The 21,483-nt window shown below is 65.5% G+C and carries 24 protein-coding genes; 9 read left to right on the top strand and 15 right to left on the bottom strand.

The features are described 5' to 3' along the window. Positions 1–755: 755 nt before the first annotated feature. Positions 756–935: a hypothetical protein gene (locus G6N59_RS28770; protein ID WP_138230380.1), complete on the bottom strand. Its 180-nt coding sequence runs from the start codon at positions 933–935 to the stop codon at positions 756–758. Positions 936–1,500: 565 nt separating this feature from the next. Between G6N59_RS28770 and G6N59_RS28765 the strand changes: the two genes are divergently transcribed. The 3 genes from G6N59_RS28765 (at position 1,501) to G6N59_RS28755 (ending at position 3,614) form a co-directional block, all read left to right on the top strand. Continuing rightward, entirely contained in the window at positions 1,501–2,844 is a 1,344-nt protein-coding gene (locus G6N59_RS28765; RefSeq protein WP_138230379.1) for a hypothetical protein, read from the top strand. Positions 2,845–2,928: 84 nt separating this feature from the next. Then, a complete protein-coding gene (locus G6N59_RS28760) occupies positions 2,929–3,279 on the top strand; it encodes a nucleotidyltransferase family protein (RefSeq protein WP_163911853.1) in 351 nt (116 codons plus the stop codon). Next, the gene (locus G6N59_RS28755) at positions 3,276–3,614 is read left to right on the top strand and encodes a HepT-like ribonuclease domain-containing protein (RefSeq protein WP_163911850.1); all 339 of its coding nucleotides are present in this window, start codon (positions 3,276–3,278) and stop codon (positions 3,612–3,614) included. Before G6N59_RS28760 ends, G6N59_RS28755 begins: the two co-directional genes overlap by 4 nt. Positions 3,615–3,762: 148 nt before the next feature. On the opposite strand, the gene G6N59_RS28750 is transcribed toward G6N59_RS28755, so the two are convergent. The 11 genes from G6N59_RS28750 to G6N59_RS28700 all read right to left on the bottom strand — a co-directional run bounded on the left by G6N59_RS28750 (position 3,763) and on the right by G6N59_RS28700 (position 13,250). Beyond that, the gene (locus G6N59_RS28750) at positions 3,763–4,095 is read right to left on the bottom strand and encodes a hypothetical protein (protein ID WP_138230376.1); all 333 of its coding nucleotides are present in this window, start codon (positions 4,093–4,095) and stop codon (positions 3,763–3,765) included. A 248-nt stretch (positions 4,096–4,343) separates the two neighbouring features. Further along, positions 4,344–4,997: a hypothetical protein gene (locus G6N59_RS28745; RefSeq protein WP_138230375.1), complete on the bottom strand. Its 654-nt coding sequence runs from the start codon at positions 4,995–4,997 to the stop codon at positions 4,344–4,346. Positions 4,998–5,250: 253 nt separating this feature from the next. Continuing rightward, positions 5,251–5,826 (bottom strand): LppU/SCO3897 family protein, encoded by a 576-nt coding sequence (locus G6N59_RS28740; RefSeq protein ID WP_234884216.1) that lies wholly within the window; start codon positions 5,824–5,826, stop codon positions 5,251–5,253. Beyond that, on the bottom strand, positions 5,823–6,254 hold the full coding sequence (locus tag G6N59_RS28735) for a hypothetical protein (protein WP_138230374.1): 432 nt from the start codon (positions 6,252–6,254) through the stop codon (positions 5,823–5,825). The genes G6N59_RS28740 and G6N59_RS28735 overlap by 4 nt, the downstream gene beginning before the upstream one ends. 33 nt (positions 6,255–6,287) lie before the next feature. Continuing rightward, positions 6,288–7,388: a hypothetical protein gene (locus G6N59_RS28730; RefSeq protein WP_138230373.1), complete on the bottom strand. Its 1,101-nt coding sequence runs from the start codon at positions 7,386–7,388 to the stop codon at positions 6,288–6,290. Positions 7,389–7,957: 569 nt separating this feature from the next. Beyond that, positions 7,958–8,446 carry a DUF4411 family protein gene (locus G6N59_RS28725; RefSeq protein WP_138230372.1) on the bottom strand — a complete coding sequence of 163 codons (489 nt, stop codon included), beginning with the start codon at positions 8,444–8,446 and terminating at the stop codon, positions 7,958–7,960. Next, entirely contained in the window at positions 8,446–9,588 is a 1,143-nt protein-coding gene (locus G6N59_RS28720) for a DUF8813 domain-containing protein (protein WP_235678705.1), read from the bottom strand. The genes G6N59_RS28725 and G6N59_RS28720 overlap by 1 nt, the downstream gene beginning before the upstream one ends. A 111-nt stretch (positions 9,589–9,699) precedes the next feature. Further along, positions 9,700–9,846 carry a hypothetical protein gene (locus G6N59_RS28715; RefSeq protein ID WP_163910737.1) on the bottom strand — a complete coding sequence of 49 codons (147 nt, stop codon included), beginning with the start codon at positions 9,844–9,846 and terminating at the stop codon, positions 9,700–9,702. Between the two features lie 248 nt (positions 9,847–10,094). Beyond that, the gene (locus G6N59_RS28710) at positions 10,095–10,799 is read right to left on the bottom strand and encodes a hypothetical protein (RefSeq protein WP_138230369.1); all 705 of its coding nucleotides are present in this window, start codon (positions 10,797–10,799) and stop codon (positions 10,095–10,097) included. A gap of 19 nt (positions 10,800–10,818) precedes the next feature. Continuing rightward, entirely contained in the window at positions 10,819–12,957 is a 2,139-nt protein-coding gene (locus G6N59_RS28705) for a Tox-REase-5 domain-containing protein (RefSeq protein ID WP_234884215.1), read from the bottom strand. A gap of 5 nt (positions 12,958–12,962) precedes the next feature. Next, positions 12,963–13,250 (bottom strand): type VII secretion target, encoded by a 288-nt coding sequence (locus G6N59_RS28700; protein ID WP_138230368.1) that lies wholly within the window; start codon positions 13,248–13,250, stop codon positions 12,963–12,965. Between the two features lie 731 nt (positions 13,251–13,981). On the opposite strand from G6N59_RS28700, the gene G6N59_RS28695 reads away from it, so the two are divergent. The 3 genes from G6N59_RS28695 (at position 13,982) to G6N59_RS28685 (ending at position 15,797) form a co-directional block, all read left to right on the top strand. Beyond that, positions 13,982–14,473 carry a hypothetical protein gene (locus tag G6N59_RS28695; protein ID WP_138230367.1) on the top strand — a complete coding sequence of 164 codons (492 nt, stop codon included), beginning with the start codon at positions 13,982–13,984 and terminating at the stop codon, positions 14,471–14,473. 195 nt (positions 14,474–14,668) lie between these two features. Beyond that, positions 14,669–15,217 carry a hypothetical protein gene (locus tag G6N59_RS28690; RefSeq protein WP_138230366.1) on the top strand — a complete coding sequence of 183 codons (549 nt, stop codon included), beginning with the start codon at positions 14,669–14,671 and terminating at the stop codon, positions 15,215–15,217. A gap of 22 nt (positions 15,218–15,239) precedes the next feature. After that, the gene (locus tag G6N59_RS28685; RefSeq protein ID WP_234884214.1) at positions 15,240–15,797 is read left to right on the top strand and encodes a DNA N-6-adenine-methyltransferase; all 558 of its coding nucleotides are present in this window, start codon (positions 15,240–15,242) and stop codon (positions 15,795–15,797) included. A gap of 71 nt (positions 15,798–15,868) precedes the next feature. Here the strand turns inward: G6N59_RS28685 and G6N59_RS28680 are convergent, their stop codons facing one another. Further along, complete coding sequence (locus tag G6N59_RS28680; RefSeq protein ID WP_163911847.1) at positions 15,869–16,867, bottom strand: hypothetical protein; 999 nt, start codon at positions 16,865–16,867, stop codon at positions 15,869–15,871. 116 nt (positions 16,868–16,983) lie between these two features. Here G6N59_RS28680 and G6N59_RS28675 point away from each other — a divergent pair, with 116 nt between their 5' ends. Both G6N59_RS28675 and G6N59_RS28670 read left to right on the top strand, forming a co-directional pair. Next, positions 16,984–17,637: a metallophosphoesterase family protein gene (locus tag G6N59_RS28675; protein WP_235678757.1), complete on the top strand. Its 654-nt coding sequence runs from the start codon at positions 16,984–16,986 to the stop codon at positions 17,635–17,637. A gap of 38 nt (positions 17,638–17,675) precedes the next feature. Beyond that, positions 17,676–17,861, top strand: coding sequence for a hypothetical protein (locus G6N59_RS28670; RefSeq protein WP_138230364.1), 186 nt, complete (start codon positions 17,676–17,678; stop codon positions 17,859–17,861). A 48-nt stretch (positions 17,862–17,909) separates the two neighbouring features. On the opposite strand, the gene G6N59_RS28665 is transcribed toward G6N59_RS28670, so the two are convergent. Together G6N59_RS28665 and G6N59_RS28660 are read right to left on the bottom strand one after the other, a co-directional pair. Further along, positions 17,910–19,379, bottom strand: a complete 1,470-nt coding sequence (locus G6N59_RS28665) for a FadD3 family acyl-CoA ligase (protein WP_138230363.1) — start codon at positions 19,377–19,379, stop codon at positions 17,910–17,912. Continuing rightward, a complete protein-coding gene (locus tag G6N59_RS28660) occupies positions 19,376–20,929 on the bottom strand; it encodes an AMP-binding protein (RefSeq protein WP_163911844.1) in 1,554 nt (517 codons plus the stop codon). Before G6N59_RS28660 ends, G6N59_RS28665 begins: the two co-directional genes overlap by 4 nt. Positions 20,930–21,089: 160 nt before the next feature. On the opposite strand from G6N59_RS28660, the gene G6N59_RS28655 reads away from it, so the two are divergent. Next, positions 21,090–21,332 carry a hypothetical protein gene (locus G6N59_RS28655; RefSeq protein WP_138230362.1) on the top strand — a complete coding sequence of 81 codons (243 nt, stop codon included), beginning with the start codon at positions 21,090–21,092 and terminating at the stop codon, positions 21,330–21,332. The last annotated feature ends 151 nt before the right edge of the window (positions 21,333–21,483 follow it).

Below are 21,483 nucleotides of genomic sequence, written 5' to 3'. Positions count from 1 at the left end.
CAGTGAGGTGAAAGTGACCGGCGGCCGAAGGTGGTGGCGAAACCTCAGGACCCGGCCGAAGCCGCAAGGCGAGTCCATGCGCGGTTTTGATCCGCAGCTACTTGCTTTTCGCGAGTGTTCCGCCCGATCGCGGCTTGCGGTTGGCGCATACCTTCCCGAAACGAGGCCTGACTTTCCCGTTTGAACTGCGCTGATGGTCAACACTGCGGTCAGAATCCATGCTGCGCTGAGGTTTGACGCAGCTGTCGTGGTAATCGGGGGTGCCTCTGTGTCCGGATACTTGCTAAAACAGAGAACATCCAAATCAGAACATGTAACTAGTAGAACTAACTAAAAATGTAACGCATCTAGATACCCCTACAGGTATCGGGAGAGGGTTCTGCAGAGGCACCCTCGGTTGCCGCGACGGCTACGTGTTGATGCAGGTAGATGCCAGCGGTGACGGATTTATTGACCGTTTCACCAGGTCAGGCGGGCAACTTACCTCTCATCTCGGGAAGGTATGCGCCAGTGCAGCGAAGGGTGGATCGACGATCCGAGGTCGGCGTGTCGGGACGTGACAACTTGGCTAGCGATGCAAATCGCGTATGTGACACCCTTGGTGTATGCACGCGAGTGCGACAGCCGTCGCCGTCGCGCTGGTCTTGACCGGCGCGACTGTTTCCGCATGCGCTCATCCGGTTTCGGGTGCGCCTGTCGTGACCAACGATGCGAAAGCGCGCACAGTAGTGATGCCGGCGGAAGCGCCACCGCCATCACTGGCTCCTCAGCAGTACCTGGATGTGCATGGTGACGTTGCAGACCCACCGCGTGACACCGAGGGTTTTCAGTTCGGCACGATCGCGCTTCCCGGAGTCTCCGTGGCACACCGGGATGCCGACGGTGTTGCGATTCCCTGCACTCTCGGACCGGCGGTAACCACCGGATCCCGCCACGGGTTCCTAACTGCTGGACACTGCACAGCGGCGCACGCTGCCACTGATCAGTACTTGTCTGCAACGGCCGACGTAAAGACGTCGCCTCAAATCTTGCTGGGAACGACCAGCAATGCAGTAGAAGACGACGGCACGGCTCAGGACTCCGCCGTGATCTGGACCGATGTGCCCCTACCCCGTGATGCCGCCAGAATCGCGGGGAGCTTCCCCGTGGCTGGCGTGATGCCCGAAGTAGCGGTGCAGGCACTTCCAGTTGGAACGCCGATATGCCTGGACGGCGCAAAGTCAGGCATCCAATGCGGAGCGGTGATGGCTACCAGCGACCACGGGCTTCTTCGATTCGCCGCGGAATCCGCTAAAGGTGATTCGGGCGCACCAGTGTTCGTGGTCGGCCCAGACCGTCGAGCAACACTCGTCGGCCTCCTCGAAGGAGGCGACAGCATCAGCACCACGGCCACATACCTCGCTCCCACCCTCGCGCGACTCGACGCAGTGGCCGTCACTGCTCCTGCGTGAGTCGCGCCCTGGCATGGGACGGGGCTGCCGATCACCGGAGCATGTGGGCATGGATCTGTCTGAGTATCCCGACTACGACTTCACGTTCTTGGATGGAACGTCCGCCAACGACCTAACCGCCATCGGCCGCGGACTGGAAGCCGCGGCCGATGATTTACAGAAAACCGCAGCCGGTCTCGTGACTTGCAACAAGACCGCCGAAGTCGACAAGGTCCACAGCGATCTGGTGGCCATCCGCCAGCAACTCGAGTCGCAGGCCACGGCCGCCGTCGCGGCTGGCGCCGCGGTATCGGCGATGAAGCGTGCGGCCGACGCGTGGAAGAAGACGGCCCCGACCCGTGCCGAGCTTCAGGAGGCCGACACCGCCGTGAAGCAGGCCAGCGCTGCGCTGAGCGCGTCCGCGACGAGCGGTTCCAGTGGAGCAGAGGTGGCGCGACTCGCGGAATTGCTGCGACAAGCGCGGGACCGCTCCCGGGATCTGCGAGCTGCGCGTGATAGCGCCGACAAAGCGTTGGTCGAGGCGTTTGACAAGATCGCGAACACCCTCGACGGCAAAGTCCATCAGAAGAATGAGAAGCGCGCTGGCGACCCGACCGGCCGGAATCTTCCTGGTGGCAAACCGTCCCCCGCTCCCGCCGCCCGGTCGGCTCCTGGTCCGTCCGCTTCGCCCTCCCCCGCCGCCAGGTCCGCCGCGGCGCTTCCCGGCACCGCACCTGCTCCGGCCGCCGCGGCCACATCACCGAGCTCTGCCGGCAGCTCCCCCGCCAATGAGGCGGCGATCGCGGCGCTGATGGCAGGCCAGAAGAACCCGGGCCAGCCTGCGCAGATTCCTCAGCCCCAGCAGCCCGCGGCGCCCGCTCCAACCGTTGCTCCGCCGCCTGCGCCGCAGCTGGGTGGCGGCTCAAATCCGCAGCAGGACAAGGGCGAGGCGATCACGACTGAAGATTTGGATCGTGCGATCGGGTCGGCGCCGGCCGCGGTCCCGGTACTGGGCCCGACCGCCAGCATCACGCCGGCGTCGCCAGCACCGACCGCTCCAGGTGCGTCCCCGCCAGCCACCACCGGCACAAGCGTCGCCGGCCTCCACACCGACGCCCAGGTCAGCGGCCGCTCCGACGCCCCGCGCACCGCTCTGGCCGCCGGCGCACCGGAGAACGCCATGCGCGTTGCGCCGCAAGCGAATCCAGCCGGGACTAGCGCCGGCGGACAACCGATGGGCCAGGGTATGCCGATGATGCCGGGTATGGGCGGCAACGGGGCGCCGGCCGGGAAGCAGAGCACCCCCGTTGCCAAGCACACGCCCGAAACGGCCAGGATGAACGGGCACGAAACGATCGGCGAGGCGGTGCGTGGCGGGACCATTGCACAGAACCGGCCGGAGAGCGCGGAGTAGGAGCAGGCGGCCACTACACGAGCACCCGCACCGCCCATGCCTCATTCAACGCATGGTGACTTGCCGATCGGTAACATCACCCGCATGGGCAGCACTGCGGGCCATGTCAAAGATCAGATGTCACCAGACTCTGATCGGCTGCTGCGGCTCCTGCGCCATCATCGCGGAGGGATCAATAGAGCTGCGCGTGCCCGCGGAGCCGCCAACATCCGCGTATGCGGGTCGGTGGCGGCCGGCGTGGCGCAGGGCGACAGCGACATCGATTTGCTCGTTGACTTCCCGGGTCAGTCCGCGGGCCAGCAGTTCATGAACTCCGCTGGGCTATCTGTCGAATTGGAGGAGCTGCTGGGGGTCGGAGTCGACGTCTTGGTACTCAAATTCGCCCGGGAAGATGTCGCCGCATCGATTTCTCGAGGGAAGACGATCCCGCTTTGACCGATCCGACACGGCACGATTCCCGTTATGCCCAAAATATTGTCGCGGCCATAGACACCATCACCAGGTACCAGTCCGAACACCGGCCACAAACGGAACTGGAAGAACAGATCCATGTCGATGCGGTGGACCGGCAGCTGATCATCGTCGCGGAAGCGTGTGGGAAGCTCAGCGGCGAGTTGAAAGCCCGTCACCCGAGCGTCGACTGGAAAGCTATCAGTGGATTTCGAACGAACATCGTTCACAAGTATTGGAAATTCGATCGGAGCATCGCGGACAGCGTGATCGCGGTGCATCTGGATCCGCTGCGGGCCGTGGCCGATTCCGAGAGCTAATCCCAGCCCTGCAACACCTAGGCCGGTATCAAACGGACGCGAGACATTCGACGAAGCCCTATGCAGCGGCGGGACCGCTGCGCAGAACCGGCCGAAGCGCGGAGTAGACCCACTGTCCTTCGGCCGGCGGCAGCCGCTGCAGGTGAGGTCACCGATACTCGCCGCTGGTAGGCATGTACACCACGCCCGCCGCGCGATCCGAGTAGTGGTCAGCGTCAGTCACGCTGATCACTCGTACGGCGGCAACCCGCACCTCGGCGCCTTCCACCGCCAACTCCTGGAGTTGGCTGTGCGTCAATGGCACGGTGCCCGGCCGGGCTGCCGCTTCGGCGGCGCCGGGTGTTTCGGTCGCCGTCACTGTTACCGCGCCGCACGGGCTCACCAACGTCCGAGCAGACACGGGATCGTCTAGCTTGTCCAGGAGGGCCTGCACGTTCCGGGCGGTCAGCTCGAGGGTCGTCGACTCGGGAATCCAGCGCATGCGCCCGATCGTGGCGCGGCGACCGCACCCAGAGCCGGGTGCGGCGCGACCCGGGCTACGGCACCCGCGACGTCGTCACGGCAGAGCGATCCCGGCTGCAGGTTGAGCCATTCCGGGCACGCCCACCGACTGATCGCTCGGGACCACGCGGGTGGCGACAGAACGCTCCAGTTAGACCAAATCCAATAAAAACCGCTCCGCACGGGCATCGCTGGCCCGGCGATGCTATCCCCCGGACTTCGAGATACCTATCGCTGCGCGTCAGCTCCGGCCGCGGCGATGGCACGTTTGGCGGCGATGGCTTGCGGGCTGCGGTCAAGGCGAGTGACCGCCTCTTCCAGCGGTATCGATTCGTCCAGGGCGATGGCCAGCTCGTCGTCGGTCCACGGCCTGTTGCGCGGCTGCTGGGCAGGGTCATGGCGATTGCGATACCGAGAACGAATCTTGCCCACCGCCCTCGCCGTGCGCCCCAACGCCAATGCCGCTTCCATCACGGTCATCGACATATCGCAGGCGATCTCGATGTCTTCGTCGGTGATGGGCTCTCCCGCCCGAATTGCTTGAGGCTCAGTGATCTCTGCGACTGCGGCACTGCGCGCCCGCCAGATTTCATTGCGCTGATCCTGCTGCCCGGCATGGCGCACCGCCGTGAGAGCGGCTTTGCGCACCTTGGCCTCTAACGGCCGCCCCGCCGCCCACGCCCGCTCATGCGCACGCGCGGCCTCCAGACAAGGCTCGCAGCGGCAGCCGTAGGTCCTCGCCGCGTACTGGGTACCGTGCTGGCCGTCCGGGACCGGTAGGCGCCGCAACCGCTCCTTGGCCCGCATCGACCGGATCGTGCCCTCGCTGCGCCCCAACTGCTGCGCGGCCTGCTTCGGCGGCACCGACAGATCCAGTGCCACTGCCCGCTCCGCAGCAGAAAACGCCCTACCCAACTGTCCTCCTTAGGCGACCTGGGCCACGCAGACGGTGAACCGTCGCATTGGGTGCTTGAGACGACTACCGCCCGGGGCTGCGCGCGGCGGGTCCACCGTGTTGGTTACCACCGGCCACGGTTTGGACAGCGGTTCGACGGTGCGGTCGTCGCAGTCGGTGGCGAGTGGCTTTCCAGGGTGTCGCCGAGGATGCCTCGATTGGGCGCCGCATTGAAGCGGTCTATCCCACGAGTTGGGTGCAGATGGTGAAGCGGCGTACGGGGTGGCGGTAGCCGCCGTTGGGGCAGCCCGAGACATCGATCGCGTTGAGTAGCAGGTTGATTGGTTTGTATCGATTGATCGCGGTGGTGTTATCGCAGGCTACTGAGGTCACGAGAAGCCCAAGGCTTATGCAGCGTGGTGCATCCCATGCGAGGTCGAGGCAGGCTGTCCATTCTTGGTCGCCGGTTTTCATGTGCAGGAACCGATCAGCGTCCGCAACGCATTCGGATGGGTGAGTGACGCGCTGAACGACGATGTAGGCGTGCGGAGCTGCGCAATCGACCACGGTCAGGTGTGTTTGTTCGTCGGCGCCTTCGACGTTGACGCACCCTTCGACGGGCGCTTGAGCTTGCCCGGCATTCGTGGTCGTCGCCGGTTGCGGAAAGCGCCCGGGGATATGTCCGTAATCGATCTGGGGCGCGGGCGGCGGCGTCTGGCTGGACGATGGGCCGCCGGGGGCGGGTGTGGGGGTGCATGCTCCCAGGGTCAGCACCACCGGCAGCGCCGAAACAGCAAGCCACGTACGCATTGTCATGATGGGCTGCCCCAATGGCCGACGGGTACCGGCGCCATCGTCGATCCCGGGTACGGAGAGACCCAGACCGCCTCCCCGGCGATGATGTTGGGTTTCATGGGCATGTTGCCGTCCGGGCACGGTGGCCACGTGACCGACTTTCCGTCGACCCGCATGTTTTCTGCCATTGCGGTGGAAATCTGATCCGCGATCCATTCGATCTGCTGGGGTAGCGGGGACCCAGGATGCACACCGACCCTACCGATGGATTGGCCGTTGATGTCGACCTCGAAGAGCAGACTGTCATTGCGCGGGATGAGTCCAAAAAGTCCGGCCCGGCGCTGCATGTCATCGACGGATGACTCCGGCAGCGCGTGGATGTCGATTCGGTAACCACTGCGCTGCAGGTCGGCGACCACAGGGGCGAAGCTTCCTGGAAGTGCGCTCACGTCATCTCCTCTCATGTTCGGCGGTGGTGTGGTCTACGCGGCGGTGTAGAGGCAATTGACGAACCCGTACCCACCGGAACCGGTTTTGGTCACCGAATACCAGTGGTACAGGAATGACACCTCGCTGCCAGCATGCATGGTGTACTTGTCCGCCTCGTAGCGCACCGAGAACGAACGGGGAAGCGGTCCATGGAAGACGTAGTTCCACGGCTGCAGGTGAGGCTCGTAGACGTTAGCGAGCTTCCCATCAACAAAGATCTCCACCGACATGTTCACCACACCTTGGTCTGACACCACAGGTTGCAGTTTGATCCCCCACGGGATTCCCGAGGAGGGCGACTGCTGCAGCGTCAAGATCGACGCGACGTTGTCGAAATCGCCTTGGCACGGCGCGGTGACCTTCGACGGCGGCGCTTGCGGTTTCGGTTCCGGACCCGCCTGAGGCGGACACTCCACACAGCCCGGCCCCATCAGTGGACTCATGGGGAGCTTGCCCAACCCGCGGGTCACGATGAGCCCGCGGCCGCCTCCTCCAGTGATGCCGGGAAGCCCCGCCGCCGTCGAAGAACAATGCTGCTGCGACTGATCATCCGAAGACTGGTCAGACTGCGACTGCTGCTGTGGCTGCGGCGCACTCTCAGTTTGTGGAGCCGACTGTGTGGGAGCCGCTGACGCGTGCGGCGCTTCCTGCGGTTGCGCGGTTTGAAGCGGGGCGTCATAATCCGGAGGTTGGACACCGTTGGCCGGCTGCAATTGCTGCTGCGGGTAGCTCGGGGCCTGCTGATAGCCCTGGCTGCCGCCTGGGCTCTGCGGAGCGCCTGAGTTGTAGATCGATATGCCGTTGCCCTGATCCGGTGCCGGGTATGAGCCGCTGTTGTACCCGTTCGGCGGACCGCTGGGCATCTCCGGTGGCTGTAATGGGAAAGGTGGGGCACCGCCGGAGCCACCAGAACCGCCGCCCCCGGTCGGGCCGGTCGGAGCTGGCTGCCCGGTAGCGCCGGGCAGCGCCGATAGACCCACGCCTCCGGAGCGGTCGCGGTCGATGACCGTGACCCCGGCGACAAGCATCGACATCACCGAGAGCACGGCCGCGGACCGCCGCAGTCTCGGCGACAACCGCAATGGCTTCTTCAAGCTGCTTATCCCTCCCCTAAATGGCGAACTGCACCCCCCAGCGCATTCCTGGCTACCTTCACATACCCGGACTGCCGTGTCAATCGGGAACGGAGCCGATCAATCGGACTTTGAAATTATCGGCGTCACATAGACATTTCCCGCTGGTGAAGTGTCGGCGTGGAGACCACGCCTGCCGGGCAGCCGCCGCGGCAGCTAACACACGCCCGGTGATCACCGTCACCGCCGACACCAGCGCCGGCCGGTCGCCACCGCATGAATGGTCTAGGGGTTTGCCGAAGTCCGGCACCTCATCCCGTGGAAGGATCACACGCTTGCGCATCGTCGACTTCGAAGACGTACTCGGGATGCCGATCGCGTTTGCCCGAACTTGCGCCGGGGGCGTCGACCGACGTCCGTCACGTACGCCGCGGACCAACTGCTCGAGGTACTGACGGAGCAGGGGCTCACTGGCAAGCGGGCGCGTCCGTACGCGGACACCGCGAGGGTCGCATCTACGGGCGACCCCGGCGGAACCTGCGCGACGGGTCCGAACTGTTGATCGGCACCCGCCCCAGCACTGGCCGTGGCTAGTTGGGCAGGTCGAGCGTCGCTCCGGTCCGGCGCATCATCTCGAACGGGCCGAGCGACGTCACGCCAATCGCCGCGCAGGCGTCCGGGATCATCACCCGCTTCCGTGAGTCCGGACTCGACCGTTCGTGGGTGACCACGACGTGATCGTGCGCGCGAGCGTATGCGACGAGCAGATAATCGGCCGCACTGCCGGTGAACTCAGCCAGAGCCGCCTGGGTGTACGACCGGGAACTCGCCCAGATAGTCAACGCTGGGAAGTGCGTAGTGGTTGCCTGGTCCATCGGCCGGAAGAAAGCGCTGTTCGTCTTGGCCCACCCGGCGAGCTCGTCGTCACCGGCGACCAGTTCATCGCGGACCGCCTCGATGCTGCACACATGGCCAGCGGTGTGCGCACCCTCCAGCCACTTCCAGAAGCCCGGGGCGATATCGAAGGCGTAGTAGCGGTTCTTCGCGTCGATGAGCACGTTCGCGTCCACGAGGTACATCAACTCACCCCGATCTCATCGGCGAGCTTGCTGAAAGTCTCGTGCTTCCGTGTCCCCAACAGCTGGAACGCCTCCCTGAAGCTCGTACTACCCTCGTACGTGCTGGCGATCACCGCGCGGGCAAAGTGCCGACTCAGACGCAGCGGTTGGGTGTTGTAGTAGTTCCCACCGCTCTCACCACGCCGGTTCTTGGCGTGCGCTATCACCGCGTCCCGTTCGTCCTTGTACATCTGCTGGTAGTCGTCCCAGGCGAGGTACCTCGCGTCGAACAGCCGCTTGAGGATCACGAGGGTGCTCACCTTGTACCGGCGCGCGAGCCGACTGATCTCCTGTGGCGTCGGCTGGCCCTGGTAGTCGGCGCGCAGTGCCGACAGCGGCACAAGCACCTCGGCGGCGACCCGGTTGCACCACAGTTCCTCGCTGACCCCATCGCGCGAGGCCATCGCCGCGTCAGACAGCGCGCTCCCGCCGAGCCAGATGTGCGCCAACTCGTGGATCAGGGTGAAGATCTGCGCCGCCTTGGTGTCGGCGCCGTTGACGAAGATCAGCGGGGCGTACGGGTCCGAGAGGGCGAAGCCTCGGAACTCCTCCGGCGCGAGGGCACGGTGCGTGTCGCTGCCGACGATACCGTTGACCATCACCAGCACGCCGGTGTTCTCGATGCGGTCGATGAGCTGGCGCAGGGCTTCGTCGGAGTTGGCAAACGCCGTGCGGTCGGCGAGGTTGAAACCGAGCTCGCTGCGGATCATCTGGGCAGCTTGCACGACAGGGGTGTCGGCGGTCGCGGAGCCGACGAACGGGAGCTCCGGGACGCCCTGGTCACGCGCGTAGTCGCGGTACCAGTCCTGCCGGGCCTGACAGATGTAGATGGTGTCCAGCAGGTCCGCGGACGGTCGCGGGACGGCGGCGTTGCCGATCGTGCGCATGTCGGGGATCGGTACCGGTTCGTCCGGTGGCTCGGACAGGAACAGCAGACCGAACGGGGTGTGTGTGGCGTGGGCGAACTTCTCGAGCTGTTTGAGGGTCGGGCGTTCGTCACCGCTGATCCACATGTCGAGCTTCGGTGCGCGGCGGGCGGTGGTGTCGTCGTCCCATCCGGCGCGCTCAATCGCCCATTCCAGCAGACTAGGGGCGACGTCCACACGAACTACCACGGTGCCCGCAACCTCCTTCCGCACACGCTGCCAGTGTGCCGCAATGGGCACGCCGGAGCGCGTCGACCCCGCCGATGGAATTCAACCGTGACTGCCGGCTCAGCAGTCCTGGTCCACCCGGCGCAGGATGTTCGCCAGCATGATCACCGCGTCCGCGGCGATCCCGGCCACCCGCCACGTCGGCTCCGTGTGCCGACGTCGCCGCCGACGGTGCCCTTCTTCATCGCCCGGTCCACGATCTGCCACCCACGCTTGCTGGACAGCGCCGCGGACCGGTCGTACACCACCGACAGGCGGGGTTGGATTGCGGCGTTCAGTTCGGCCATCTGCGTGTTCGAGTACCGCGTCACCACTCGTCGTCGTTGTCCTCGAGCGGTGGTCGCGGCTTGCGCATCGCCAATACCGCCCAGACCGCGCCACCGATCAGCACCGCGGCGATCAACAAGAAGACCAGCTGACCGGCCATGTAGGCCATCGTGCCCCTCCGGAGCCGCTCAGTGCGGCACTTCGTCGAGACCGTTCGCGGCGAGCGTCTCCATCATCGCGGCGACCACCCGCTCTGCGGGCCAGTCATCCGGCGCCGAGATCAACGTCCCCCCAGCCAATTCCGTTGCGGTGAGCCCCTCCGCGACGCGGCTGACCGTGCCGACCTCGGAGCTGATCCAGGTGCGGTACCCGATGCCGATCTTCCAGTTGCCGCGACGAGCGGTGCCCCGAGTCGGGTCGTCAGCCAATGCGAACATGGCAGGCCCCCAGGTCCGGGCCACCGCGGCACACACGATGTCGCCGTCCTCCGCGGTGATCGCACCGACGTACATCTCGCGAAGCTCGACCGTCAAGTGGTGGCTTGGGAGTCGACCCCCCGTGGAGACGGAGCCGGCAGACACCCGGACGCGCGGTGCAACTCGCGGGCCCGCCCCCGAGACAGTGAACACGTAGCCGTTCTCGGGCTCCGGGTCACCGTCGATGCCGGTGCCGACGAACTCGCGCACGATCTCGGCCAGGGCCGCGGGAGAACCCTCCCACCGCTGATCCTTCGACGTCCGCCAGTACGGCACGTCGAAGGCCGACTGCAGCTGCCGCAGCAACTCGTCGGTGCGCTGCGCGATCCATTCGGGGGACTCTCCGGTCGCGACCCACACAGAGCGCAGGATCGCGTCGCGGCTCCCCCATACCGGCGCGGTGACTGCGGTACTCATGATCTGCTAATCCTATCGCTCACGGCACCCTCGGGGTGTAGATGACTGGGACGTCGTAGATGCCGTTGGCCTCGAACAGCTTTCGTATCGCCGCGGCGCCGTACGGGTCGGAGACGTGCCATTCCAGAATCGCATCGGGGGGGAGCGCGCGGAGTTGGCGTTCGACCTGCTCCAGCGTCTTGTCAGCCCGGCCTTCCCAGTAAGTGCTGTCTGGTGCGAAGGCCAAACCTCGATGCCCGTCTTTCGCCTCGAGGTAAACCTCCTGCGGCCCACGGAAAAGCTGCCCGTCGTAATCGACCGGCTTCCCGGTGGTGGGGTCTATCCGGACGTACTCCGGGATGTGACCGTCCGGGGTGCGTTCAACTCCGCCGACCTGCCCCTGGAAGTCCATCCACGGCTTGTCGGGGCCCCGATTGACGTGCCGCCAACCGGGTTCGGTGTCGCCCTTCTGCCACGTCGACTCGGGAGTATGCGGCGGCCAGTTACCCGGGTGGTGCGGATCGCCGGAGTTGTAGTGCGATCCCTGCCCGGGGTCGAAGGCGTCGGGTGCCGGCGGGGTGTGTGTCGGCGGAACGTCAACCGGGTTTGCGTCATGGTGCCCGCCGAGCAGCATGTCCTCGAGCGGGCTGTGGTGCTCCACTGGCGGCGGAGCGGCGTCACTGCCGTGCCCGATCAGCCCGTGGTCACCGGCTGTCGGCACGTCGGCGGGTGCGTGCGGGGTTGTGGGCGCGGGATCGTGGCCCACGACACCGTGGGTTACCTCCTGCTGGACACCGCGCTCGACGGTTCCTTCAAGCGCGCCTCGCGCGAGTAGGCCTTCACCGCCCAAGGGTGCCGTGGCAGCTGCGGTGGTGCCGTCGAACAGCATCTTGCCGGCGTAGCGGCCGGGGTTGTCGACCATCTCGTGGCCCTCGTGCTGAGCGGCGTGCCAGCGCAGCGGGTCGTTGCGAATGTCGTCGACGGTGCCCTGCGCGAGCTGCTTCCAGGAGTCGGCGACGCCGGGGTGCCCGGGTCCTCCGGTGCCGGTGAGGTTCTCGATCCCGTCGAGCGTTTCGCGGCCGCGGGCGTAGAACCCTTCGTGCATGTTGTTGGTGAAGTCGTTGAACTTATCGCCGAGGCGTTCGCCCCAGCCGGGCAAGGATGACTTCGGGCCGGGGTCGTGCACAGGTGGCGGTGGCAGCGGCTTCTCCGCGTTCGCGGTCATCGCGGCCAGGCGCTGATCTACCTCGGCGGGCGGCACCCTGGGATCGGTCGACAGGACTTGGCGCGCCAAGGCCAGACCTGCCCGACCCTCCGGAGTGTTCGGGTCGAACTTCGGCGTCGCCGCCGCTGCCTGGCCCGGTGAAGTACCCGGCGGCGCGGTGAGAGCGCCCAGCGGATCCACCGGCGGCTTCCCCGTTTGATTCGCCGGGTCGGGCGGCAGCATCAGCGACGCCAACGATTCCGGCGAGGGGGGCGGCTTCTCGCCGGGCTTCTTCGCCGCGGGGTCGGGTGGCAAGATCAGGTCCGCCAGCGGGTCCTTCGGTCCGGGCGGCTTCTCGCCCGGCTTCCCGTCGTGCTTGTCACCTGGCTTCTCGCCGGGGTGATAGTCCACCGGTCTCACCGCGGTGTCGTGCTTCCCGCCATCTTCGGGGAACAGCGACTGGCCGAGCGGCGCCAGCGCGCCGTGAATCCGGTCGGCTGTCTGCTTATCGATCCCAACCAGCTGCTGCACCGCAGCTGCGATCGCGTGCGCATGCTCCTGGGCCCGCTGCTGTCTGCTCGCGGAGTCGCGCAGCAGGGAGCCCGCGGTCTTGTCCTTCACCGACAGGTCCTGCCCGACCGCGAAGCCGTCCTCCTCCGCTTCGGCGATCGCATCCAAGGCCTGCCGCTTCGCCCAGGCGATGTCACCGGAACCGTTGGTGGCGTGCCCGCTAGCGCTGTGCAGTGCATCGGCGGCGCCGCGCACTTTGACCAGGTCAACCCAGCTGGCTTCTACCGCGCCGTCGGCGCCGGCACCTTCCCACGTCGTTCCGCCGGGCCGCGACATGCCCGTGTGGATGGTGGTGAAGTGGTCCTCCCAGGCCTGGGCTGTGGTGGACCAGTGCGTTGCCGCGGCCTCGAGGTGCTCGGTGGACCATGCCTCGATGTCGGCGCGGGTCAGGGATCCGCCGGCCACGCGTTTCAGACCTCGACGATTGCGGCGATGGTGCCCGCACCAGCTTCGTCGGTGTCCACGTACACCCCCGACGCGACGCGCAGCTTGTAGCCGAAAGAGGTGGCCCGCGCCGCGAGATGTCCAGTGACAGCGTCGATGATCCCGTGGCCGGTGGTCACCGCAGATGTGCTGGCCTGCGTGATGTGGCCGGTAGCCGTCGGCGCGACCCTGCCAGACAGAGCGTCGGCAACGCTGTCACAGACGGCGGCATGCGACGCCAGGCCCTCGGCGTCGACGCGGACCACATCAGACATGGATCCCCCTCCCCTGGATCCAAGGATAAGGGCAGTGCGGGGGACGTGACAGCGCTGACTGGGTGTGGTGATGTTCAGCCCGTGGAGATGGTCAGTGCATCGCGTACAGGCCCGTAGCGGAGAGCTTCCCCTATTTCGTCCGGCCCCGAGTGCATCCCGCCAAGTTCGAAATTCCTAATGCCCGTCTGGCGAAGCATGCCCGGGCGGATGCATACTCGAAAGCATGTTCGAACCGATGTTTGCGCATTGGCCGGTAGAGATGATCCCGCCGACACGGCGCACCATCGATCCTCCACAGCCCGTACTGGTGGACGTGAACCAGCTTCTGGGCAGCCGGGATGACTGCTTCCGGCTCGACCGGGTCTCCTTAAGGGTCAAGATGGAGGGTTTGGCGTGCTTCAACGACGCCTTGCCCGGCTCGTTACACGCGTGGGCACAGACGACACGCGGATCGTGGCTCGCGCTAGTGACGTGCGAAATTCCGACTGGAAACGGTAAGGGCCACCTGACTATTCATCAGTGGTGCCCAGCCAGACTGGTATCGCCAACGCACAAGCAATCACCCTAGCGTGTCAACCAACAGAACCCCGGCGAGTAGTGTTCGGGCCTGCCGCTGCGGCGTCTGTCTAGTCGTTAAGTCGCCGCCGCATTGAGCCGTAGGAACGCAGCAACGCACACTGCCGCAGCCAGTGCTTGAACGAACCACCCAATAGATCCAGGGGGGACTCACTATGAGCGACAACAGCGGCGAGACGCCACGCCGGCGGATTCAACGACGTCGGCCGGCGATCCCATTCGGCTACGCGGCGATATCGATAGACGAAGTTGTTGCGCTGGTGCGAGCAGTCCTGGACACGTCAACCGGATCGCTGTCTGCGACGATGCGAAACACGCTGTCACAGGTTGTGTACCGGTGCGCTGCGGTACCTGAAGCGTTCGACAATGCCGAATGGGTGGCCCTGCGGGACCAGATTCTGCCGCCAGGCACCGACCTTGTCCTCGACTTTTTGGGCACCGCCATCCCCCTCGTCGCGGAGTTGGCCAAAGAGGTGGACAACCCCGAGGTTGACCAAGCCCTCGCAGAGTTGTGCGACATGCCCGAGAAAGTCCTAGCGGTGGCCCGTTCGGGCGGAATCTCGCCGGCGATGCAGCTCGAGCTCGTCGGACAAGCACGAGACCAGCTAGTAAGAGTCCAAGCGTCATACCGGCGGGGAATGCCGTAACTCGCCGCGGCTGTGAGTGCTCGTGTCACGCGTGGCCGAAGCCCCGCTGGTCGATACGTGCTTGGCCGAATAGGTCCAACGCCCCGAAACTCGGTCAATCTCCGCGTGTCGTGCAGGACGCGGCAGCGGTTGGGCCGGATCGGGTAATCATCGTGAGATGACCCGGTCAGCTTCCCGAATTGAGAGAGCCCGCCAATGACCTCCGCGGTGCACGGAGACCAGCCGCGCTCGTCCAGATTGATTGCCACACTGGCGCATTGGGAGATGCGCACGTTTGCCGCAGCGGTGCTCGCCACTGTGTGCGAGCGCATCCTCGTGCCGACAGCGATCAGCACGACCATCGTCGCAATCTGGGGCGTGTGCGTATTCGCGTCGATCGTTCATCAGTGCAGCACCGCGCTGTGCATTCCATGTGTGCGGGACATGCCTGTCGATGCGCCGGACCGTGCGCGACGTCAGAAGTTGCTTCTGCGGTTATCCCATTTCGGGTCTACGTGGGTGGGATTCGCAACGCTGCTGTTCTTCTGTGCGGGCGTTCCGGCGATCGTGCGCGCGCTGTATCCGAACGCAGCGCCCGAGCTGCTCCAGATCCCTGGTCTCGTGTGGATAGTTCCGCTCGTCTACGCCCGTTCGATACACCGCAAGCTACGGCCGTGGTGCCCCTACTGCCGCGACTGGCGTGAGGGTGGCGACTACGAGCCATCCCCTGCCCCGGTCGCATTCGGCATCAAGACCGAGCGCTGACTGTACGAGCAGGAGGAACCTGATGAGCAGAGGCCTGGCGATGGGCGGCCACCAATCGGCATCGATGTTGACGGATACGTGGCTGACGCCTCCCGATCTGTTGGCGAAATTGGGGCAATTCGACCTAGACCCTTGTGCGGCACCGGATCCCAAGCCGTGGCCGACCGCCAGAACGCACTACACCCTACCCACTGACGGCCTTGAGTCACCGTGGTTTGGGCGGGTGTGGCTGAATCCGCCGTATTCCCGCGAGGCCGTGAAATGGTTGCACAAGCTCGCGGATCATGGAGCCGGCACAGCACTGATTTTCGCGCGCACCGAGACCGCATGGTTCGTTGAAGCGGTGTGGAAACGAGCGACCGCCGTGATGTTCCTGCACGGCCGTATCCATTTCCACTATGCCGACGGGACACGGGCCAAGGCCAATGCCGGAGCTCCCTCATGCCTGATCGCCTATGGCGAACGCGATGCTCGGGCGTTGCGGCACTCCGGTCTAGACGGAACGTATATCCAGCTCAACCAATGTGACTACGCCGAATCCGATCTGACCGGCGGTAGCGCCGTTGTTGACGCTGCTTGACCGCTGCTGCTGAATGTCTCCGCGCCATCGTAGCGACTTTCGTACATCGGATAGTCCTCGTGCGCGCCCCATCACAGCGGGGGATGCAGCGCCGGCGCCGCGTCGGACACCGCGAGTTTGAACTCTTTCCACCCCTCTGCGACTTCGGACGAATGACGTTGCAGGTCCTTCTCCGCGGGGCTGTACGTCAGAAAGGCTTGAAACTGACTAGCTCCCACAGTCGAGCCGCGGGTCGAAACGATCACGCCGCGACCTTTAGGCGGGTACCGGTGGGTCGCTGCTGCTTTCACCGCCTCCAACGCCGACGACGGGTCGGCGTAATGGGCCACCGAAGCCCGCTCCGGGCGGTAGTCAAAAATCACGGTGTCGCACCACGTAGCCCATGACTTCGGCACACGCCGTCTCCATCCGCTTCCTACGGAGATGAGAACATGGCACCGAAGTTTCTGGTCGGCGGCCAGCAGGTCTTCGATCATCTTGTGGATGCGGCGGATTTGTTTCTGATCCAGCTCATACTCCCAACGCGGCATCGGGCCTGCGAGCTCGCCGAGGACCAACAGCAGCGGCGCGAATCTCTCGGCTTGGTCGGGATGGGACAAGACTTCCCTGCGGCTGGTCATGATGCTGTGCGCAAGTTCCAACGTGGTCAGGTAATCGCGGTACTTGACCGCCATGTCGATCAGCAGGTCACTGACGTACGACACATTGGCCGTTCCGCGGAAGCCCATGAATTCGAACCCAAATCCATCGGCGATGAGTACCTGCCAGCCGCGGGTGCGGCACTGCTCGGTCACCGCACGCATGAATTGGGTGGTGCCGCCGCCTGTTCCGCCGTTCACCAGGAGCCCGTTGCTGCGTTCCAGGCTCCAACTCACGACGCCGTCCACGCCTACGCCGAGCGGGATTGAATCCAGTGGTCCGTCGTGGTCAAACACGTCGAGCGACTGGACAGACTGATGGGTCGGAGGCAGTGCCAGCCTCGGTAGCGGGTCCGGCACAGCCCGCCGCGAAGCAGGCATCGGGCGGGCAGATCTGCGGAAACGGCGGCCGAAATGCGACATGCCGCGCACGGTAAATCTGATGCCCACGGCCCTACGGGGCTGGGCGCGCCTCGTGCGGGACGGCCGCCATGCTCCGCCGCGTCGTGTACCCATCCTCCCGCGCTTCAACTCCTACGGTGCCGACCATGCGTCTACTCGTCATCGCAGACTCAGCTCACACCTGGCCCGAGGACATCGACGGCCGGTATGACCTGCGGTCGCTAGTTGCAGCGCATCAGCCCGATGCGCTGATCAGTCTCGGCGATTATTCGACCGTCCACGCCGCTGCGATTGCCCGGTCCGGTGCACCGCTGGCGGCTGGTGTGTACGGAAACCATTGCACCCAAGACTATTTCCCTGAGTACGGCATCGTGGACTTGGTGGGAGACCGGCGCTTGCCTGCACGGCAGGGAACGTTGTCACTGCGTGGGTATCGACCCCTCCGCATCCTCGCCGCGCAAGGCTGCGTGCGCTACAAGGCAGATCTCGATGACGTTCTATTCGAGCAGCACGAGTACACGCGTGCGATCGATCGACTGCCGGGCGCGGAACTCGTCATAACGCACTGCCCTCCAGCTGGGATCAACGACGCCGAAGACTCGGCTCATGTCGGGATCGAAGCGCTCAGGCATTGGACAGATCGACATCAGCCGCAGTGGCTGATGCACGGGCACACCTACGACAACCCGGAACGATCGCTGCACGGCGGGACCGAGGTGTTCTACGTGCACGGACACGCAGTCATCGATCTTCCCGTCGACCGCGTGCCGGAAGCTAGGGTTTCGACGCCGCGGTCGTAGTGTCTCGCCCGACCAACACCATCGACGATGAGAGAGACATGGCCAACACTTACGGGATCAGTATCGAAACCCGGAACACCGCCGAGTCGAAAGAGGAAGCGCTGGCGTTGTTCCGGGAACGGCTCCTTGCCGGTGAACTTATCGTGAAGGTGATCGGTGGCGCCGTCGGCGACGTTGCCTTCTACGACCTCAATGGAAATCCGCGCTCGTACCAGCACCAGTAGGCCAGCAACACCGGCTTTCTGCCAGCCGACAGGCCCTCCGATAGACGCTCATGCGTCGGCGCGACGCTGCAACGTCGGACCGGCCATCGCCACCAGCGCGTCCTTGGTGACCTTGCCGGTGGCGTTCTGCGGCAGTTCCTCGACGAATTCGACGAACCGCGGCGCCTTGAACCCCGCCATCCGCTCCCGACTCCACGCGACCAGCTGTTGTTCGGTCACGGGCAACGCCGAGACGACGAACGCCATCCCTACTTGCCCCAACCGGTCGTCGGGAACACCGATGACCGCGACCTGATCCGCCGCCGGATGTTCGAGCAGGTAACCCTCGATTTCCGCCGGATACGCATTGAAGCCACCGACAATGAACATGTCCTTCTTCCGGCCGATGATGCGCAGCCGGCCGCTGTCGTCGAACGACCCGAGATCACCGGTGTGCAACCAGCCGTCAGAGTCGACGGCCTCCGCAGTGGCGACCGGATCGTCGAGGTATCCCGCCATCACGGTGTAGCCGCGGACCAACACTTCGCCGTCGTCGGCTATGCGAACCTCGATCCCCTCCGAGGGCCGGCCCACCGTCGTGGCGATGTCCTCGAACGAGTCGCCCGGCCGGGACATCGTGGCCGTGCCGCACTCTGTCAACCCGTACCCCGTCGCGAGCGTCTGGAAAGGCAACTCGTGGAGGACTCGGCGCACCAACTCCACAGGGATGTCGGCGGCGCCGGTGACGCCGGCTCGCAGCGTCGCGAGCCTTGCCTTGTCCGGCACCGCGAGCAGCGAGTGATAGAGCGTCGGCGGGCCGGGAAGCATGGTGATACGTTCGCGCTCAACGAGTTCCACGACGGCGTCGGCGTCGAACACCGCCACCGGCAGTATGGTGGCGCCGCGGATCAGCGCGGCGATGATGCCCGCCTTGTAACCGAAGGTGTGGAAGAACGGGTTGACGATCAGATATCGGTCGCCTTCCCGGAGGTCGACCCGGTCGCACCACTCGGCGTACTGCCGCAGGGTCTGCCGATGGTTCATCATCACGCCCTTGGGGCGACCGGTCGTACCCGACGTGTAAATGATGTCGGCGATGTCGTCACCGTCGATGTCGCGGCACTCGTAGGGCTCTGCGTTGTCGAGGAACCCCGACCTCAGGTCGATGGCCGGCACACGGGCGGGGACATCGAAATCCTGCCCCAGGAAACCTTTCTCGACCATCACCGCCTTGGCGCCGCTGCGGGTGATGATGTCGGCCGCCTCCACGGCCTTGAACCGGGTGTTGACCGGAACCACTACTCCCCCAGCGGTGATCAGCCCCAACGCGGCGGTCACCCAGTCGGCCGAGTTGGGCGCCCAGATGGCAACCCGGTCGCCCTTCGCGACCCCCAGCGCGTGGAAGGCGCCCGCTGCTCGCCGGATACGCCCCGCCAGTTCGGCGTACGACAGGCGCAGCGGTCCATCGACCAGAGCTTCCGCGTCACCGAATCTGTCCGCGGTGCTCAGCACCATCTCCGGAATTGTGCGCCAGCTCATGATCGAAGCCCTTGGCGCACCAGGAATTTCTGCACCTTGCCGCTGGCGGTCCGGGGATAGTCCGCCACCTCGTGCAGTTCCTCGGGCCACTTCTGGCGCGCCACGCCGGCCGCCGCGAAGTGCTCGCGCACCTGTTGCAGCGTCGGCAGGATATGACCAGGCCGCACGCGCACGACGGCAGCGACGCGCTCACCGAGTCGGGTATCAGGTGCGGCCACCACCACGGCGTCGGCGATGCTCTCCATGCCGAGCAGTACCTCTTCGACCTCGACGGCGCTGACGTTCTCGCCGGCACGGATGATCACATCGGACTTGCGGTCGGTGATCGTGAGATACCCGTCGTCGTCGAGGAATCCGATGTCGCCGGTGCGGTACCAGCCGTCGTCGTCAAAGGCCTTCGCCGTCAGTTGATCGTCGGTGTAGCCCAGACACAGGTCGGGACCGCGACTGAAGATCTCACCCTCGTCGTTCAACCGGATCTCGACGCCCGGCCGCGGGTCGCCGTCGGTGAACAGTCGCTTCGCCTCGGGCGCGGTCGGATGCGTGCCGGTGATCGACGGGTGCTCGGTGCTGCCGTAGGCGCGGTAGACGAAGACGCCGAGGTCCGACAGCCGGCGCGTCACCGCTGCCGGAACGGACGATCCGCCCAGGCCAACGGTTTTCAACAGCGACCGGTGTTCGTCCGTGCAGTCGGGATGGTCGAGCAGGCTGGTGACGAAGTACGGCGGTCCGCCGCCGACCGCCAGGCCGTCGCGTTTCAGCAGGGCCAGCACCTGGCCGGGATCCCAGCTGTCGCAGAGGTTGATGGGCCGCCCCTCCAGCACCGGCATCAGGAACGCCCCGACCATGCCGATGAAATGGCCGACGGGCGCGACGGTCAGCTCCTTGCCGCGTTCGGTGGGGTAACCGGCGTTGAGTTGGCGGGTCTCGCAGACCAGTGACTGATGGCTGTGCACGACGCCTTTGGGGTTGCTCGTCGTGCCGGAGGTGTAGGCGATCAGCGCCGGCGCCGCCGGGTCGACGGCCAGGGTGCCCGCCATCGGTTCCGCGGCGAGCAGGTCGTCGAAATCGCGGCCCACCACCCCGACGATCGGCACGTCGGCGCACAGATCGGCATGGTGGGCGGGGCGACCGGCGTTGTCGGCGGTGATGAAGACGCGCGGGGCGGCGTCCGCGAGGATGTGCGCCAGTTCCTTGCGGCCGTAGAAGTGCACGATCGGGACAACGACCGCGCCCAGAAACGCCGCCGCCCAGAACACCGCGGCGGCTTCCATCCAGTTCGGCAGTTGGAAGGCCACGACGTCGCCGGGGCCGACACCACGGGCCCGCAGTCCCGCGGCGAGCCGGCGGGCCACGTGCTCGGCCTCGGCGTAGGTACCCGACCAGCCCCGGACTGCCGAGTGGATCCGGAAGTCGGCGTCGGGCGCGGCCCGCACGCCGGCAGCCAGCAGGTCACCGACGGTTTCGGTGGTCCACCAGCCGTTGTCTCGGTATCTGGCGGCGAGATCGGCGGGCACGGTGCGGTTTACGGGGCTGCGGAGACCAGTCATGACACCGGGAATCGTATTCTCCTAAACAGAGAAAGCCAATATCATTGGATGCGGCCAGCATGCGACACTCTTCAACACGCCTCGAGGCGTGTTCCAGCGACACTCGTGTCATTCGCGCCGCGGGCACGCTCGGCGACTCGGAAAACTCACGATGGCCCACATGAAAGTCGAACTCTCAGTTGTTGTTCTGCGTAACGGCGTTGGTGGCGCACCCCAGGCGGTGTCCGCCGATGTCGACACTCCGGGACTTCACGACGCTCTGGACCCGTGGGGTCAGGTTGAATTCGCGCCGGCGATCCTCGTAAGCACTGACGCCGTCCCCGGCGACTCGGCCATCGTCGACATTCGCTTTTGCGAAGGCGGGCTGCTGCCAGTCGGATCCCGGTTCACCGTGAACCTGTGACTGCTCGGACTCAGGACCGAAATCGAGGCCACCTCGGACCCCCAGGGAACGCGACGGGGCGTCCGATGGGGTGGCTTGAGACGTGTATCAAGCACCAGACCGCAAAATCCGCCCTAAACTGCACTCATATTTGCACATGCAAAATTCGCAT

It is taken from the genome of Mycolicibacterium aubagnense (assembly GCF_010730955.1).
Lineage (GTDB): Bacteria > Actinomycetota > Actinomycetes > Mycobacteriales > Mycobacteriaceae > Mycobacterium > Mycobacterium aubagnense.
Note: the sequence above shows the minus strand (reverse complement) of the source record. Positions and strands in the feature narration are given on the sequence as shown.

Excerpts from the sequence above, each read along its gene's own strand:
- G6N59_RS28700 (WP_138230368.1), bottom strand. The coding sequence starts at position 13,250 with ATGTCTGATGTGGTCCGCGTCGACGCCGAGGGCCTGGCGTCGCATGCC.
- G6N59_RS28765 (WP_138230379.1), top strand. The coding sequence starts at position 1,501 with ATGGATCTGTCTGAGTATCCCGACTACGACTTCACGTTCTTGGATGGA.
- G6N59_RS28740 (WP_234884216.1), bottom strand. The coding sequence starts at position 5,826 with ATGACAATGCGTACGTGGCTTGCTGTTTCGGCGCTGCCGGTGGTGCTG.
- G6N59_RS28655 (WP_138230362.1), top strand. The coding sequence starts at position 21,090 with ATGAAAGTCGAACTCTCAGTTGTTGTTCTGCGTAACGGCGTTGGTGGC.
- G6N59_RS28665 (WP_138230363.1), bottom strand. The coding sequence starts at position 19,379 with ATGAGCTGGCGCACAATTCCGGAGATGGTGCTGAGCACCGCGGACAGA.
- G6N59_RS28670 (WP_138230364.1), top strand. The coding sequence starts at position 17,676 with ATGGCCAACACTTACGGGATCAGTATCGAAACCCGGAACACCGCCGAG.
- G6N59_RS28695 (WP_138230367.1), top strand. The coding sequence starts at position 13,982 with ATGAGCGACAACAGCGGCGAGACGCCACGCCGGCGGATTCAACGACGT.
- G6N59_RS28660 (WP_163911844.1), bottom strand. The coding sequence starts at position 20,929 with ATGACTGGTCTCCGCAGCCCCGTAAACCGCACCGTGCCCGCCGATCTC.
- G6N59_RS28690 (WP_138230366.1), top strand. The coding sequence starts at position 14,669 with ATGACCTCCGCGGTGCACGGAGACCAGCCGCGCTCGTCCAGATTGATT.
- G6N59_RS28725 (WP_138230372.1), bottom strand. The coding sequence starts at position 8,446 with ATGTACCTCGTGGACGCGAACGTGCTCATCGACGCGAAGAACCGCTAC.
- G6N59_RS28675 (WP_235678757.1), top strand. The coding sequence starts at position 16,984 with ATGCGTCTACTCGTCATCGCAGACTCAGCTCACACCTGGCCCGAGGAC.
- G6N59_RS28685 (WP_234884214.1), top strand. The coding sequence starts at position 15,240 with ATGAGCAGAGGCCTGGCGATGGGCGGCCACCAATCGGCATCGATGTTG.
- G6N59_RS28750 (WP_138230376.1), bottom strand. The coding sequence starts at position 4,095 with ATGCGCTGGATTCCCGAGTCGACGACCCTCGAGCTGACCGCCCGGAAC.
- G6N59_RS28760 (WP_163911853.1), top strand. The coding sequence starts at position 2,929 with ATGGGCAGCACTGCGGGCCATGTCAAAGATCAGATGTCACCAGACTCT.
- G6N59_RS28710 (WP_138230369.1), bottom strand. The coding sequence starts at position 10,799 with ATGAGTACCGCAGTCACCGCGCCGGTATGGGGGAGCCGCGACGCGATC.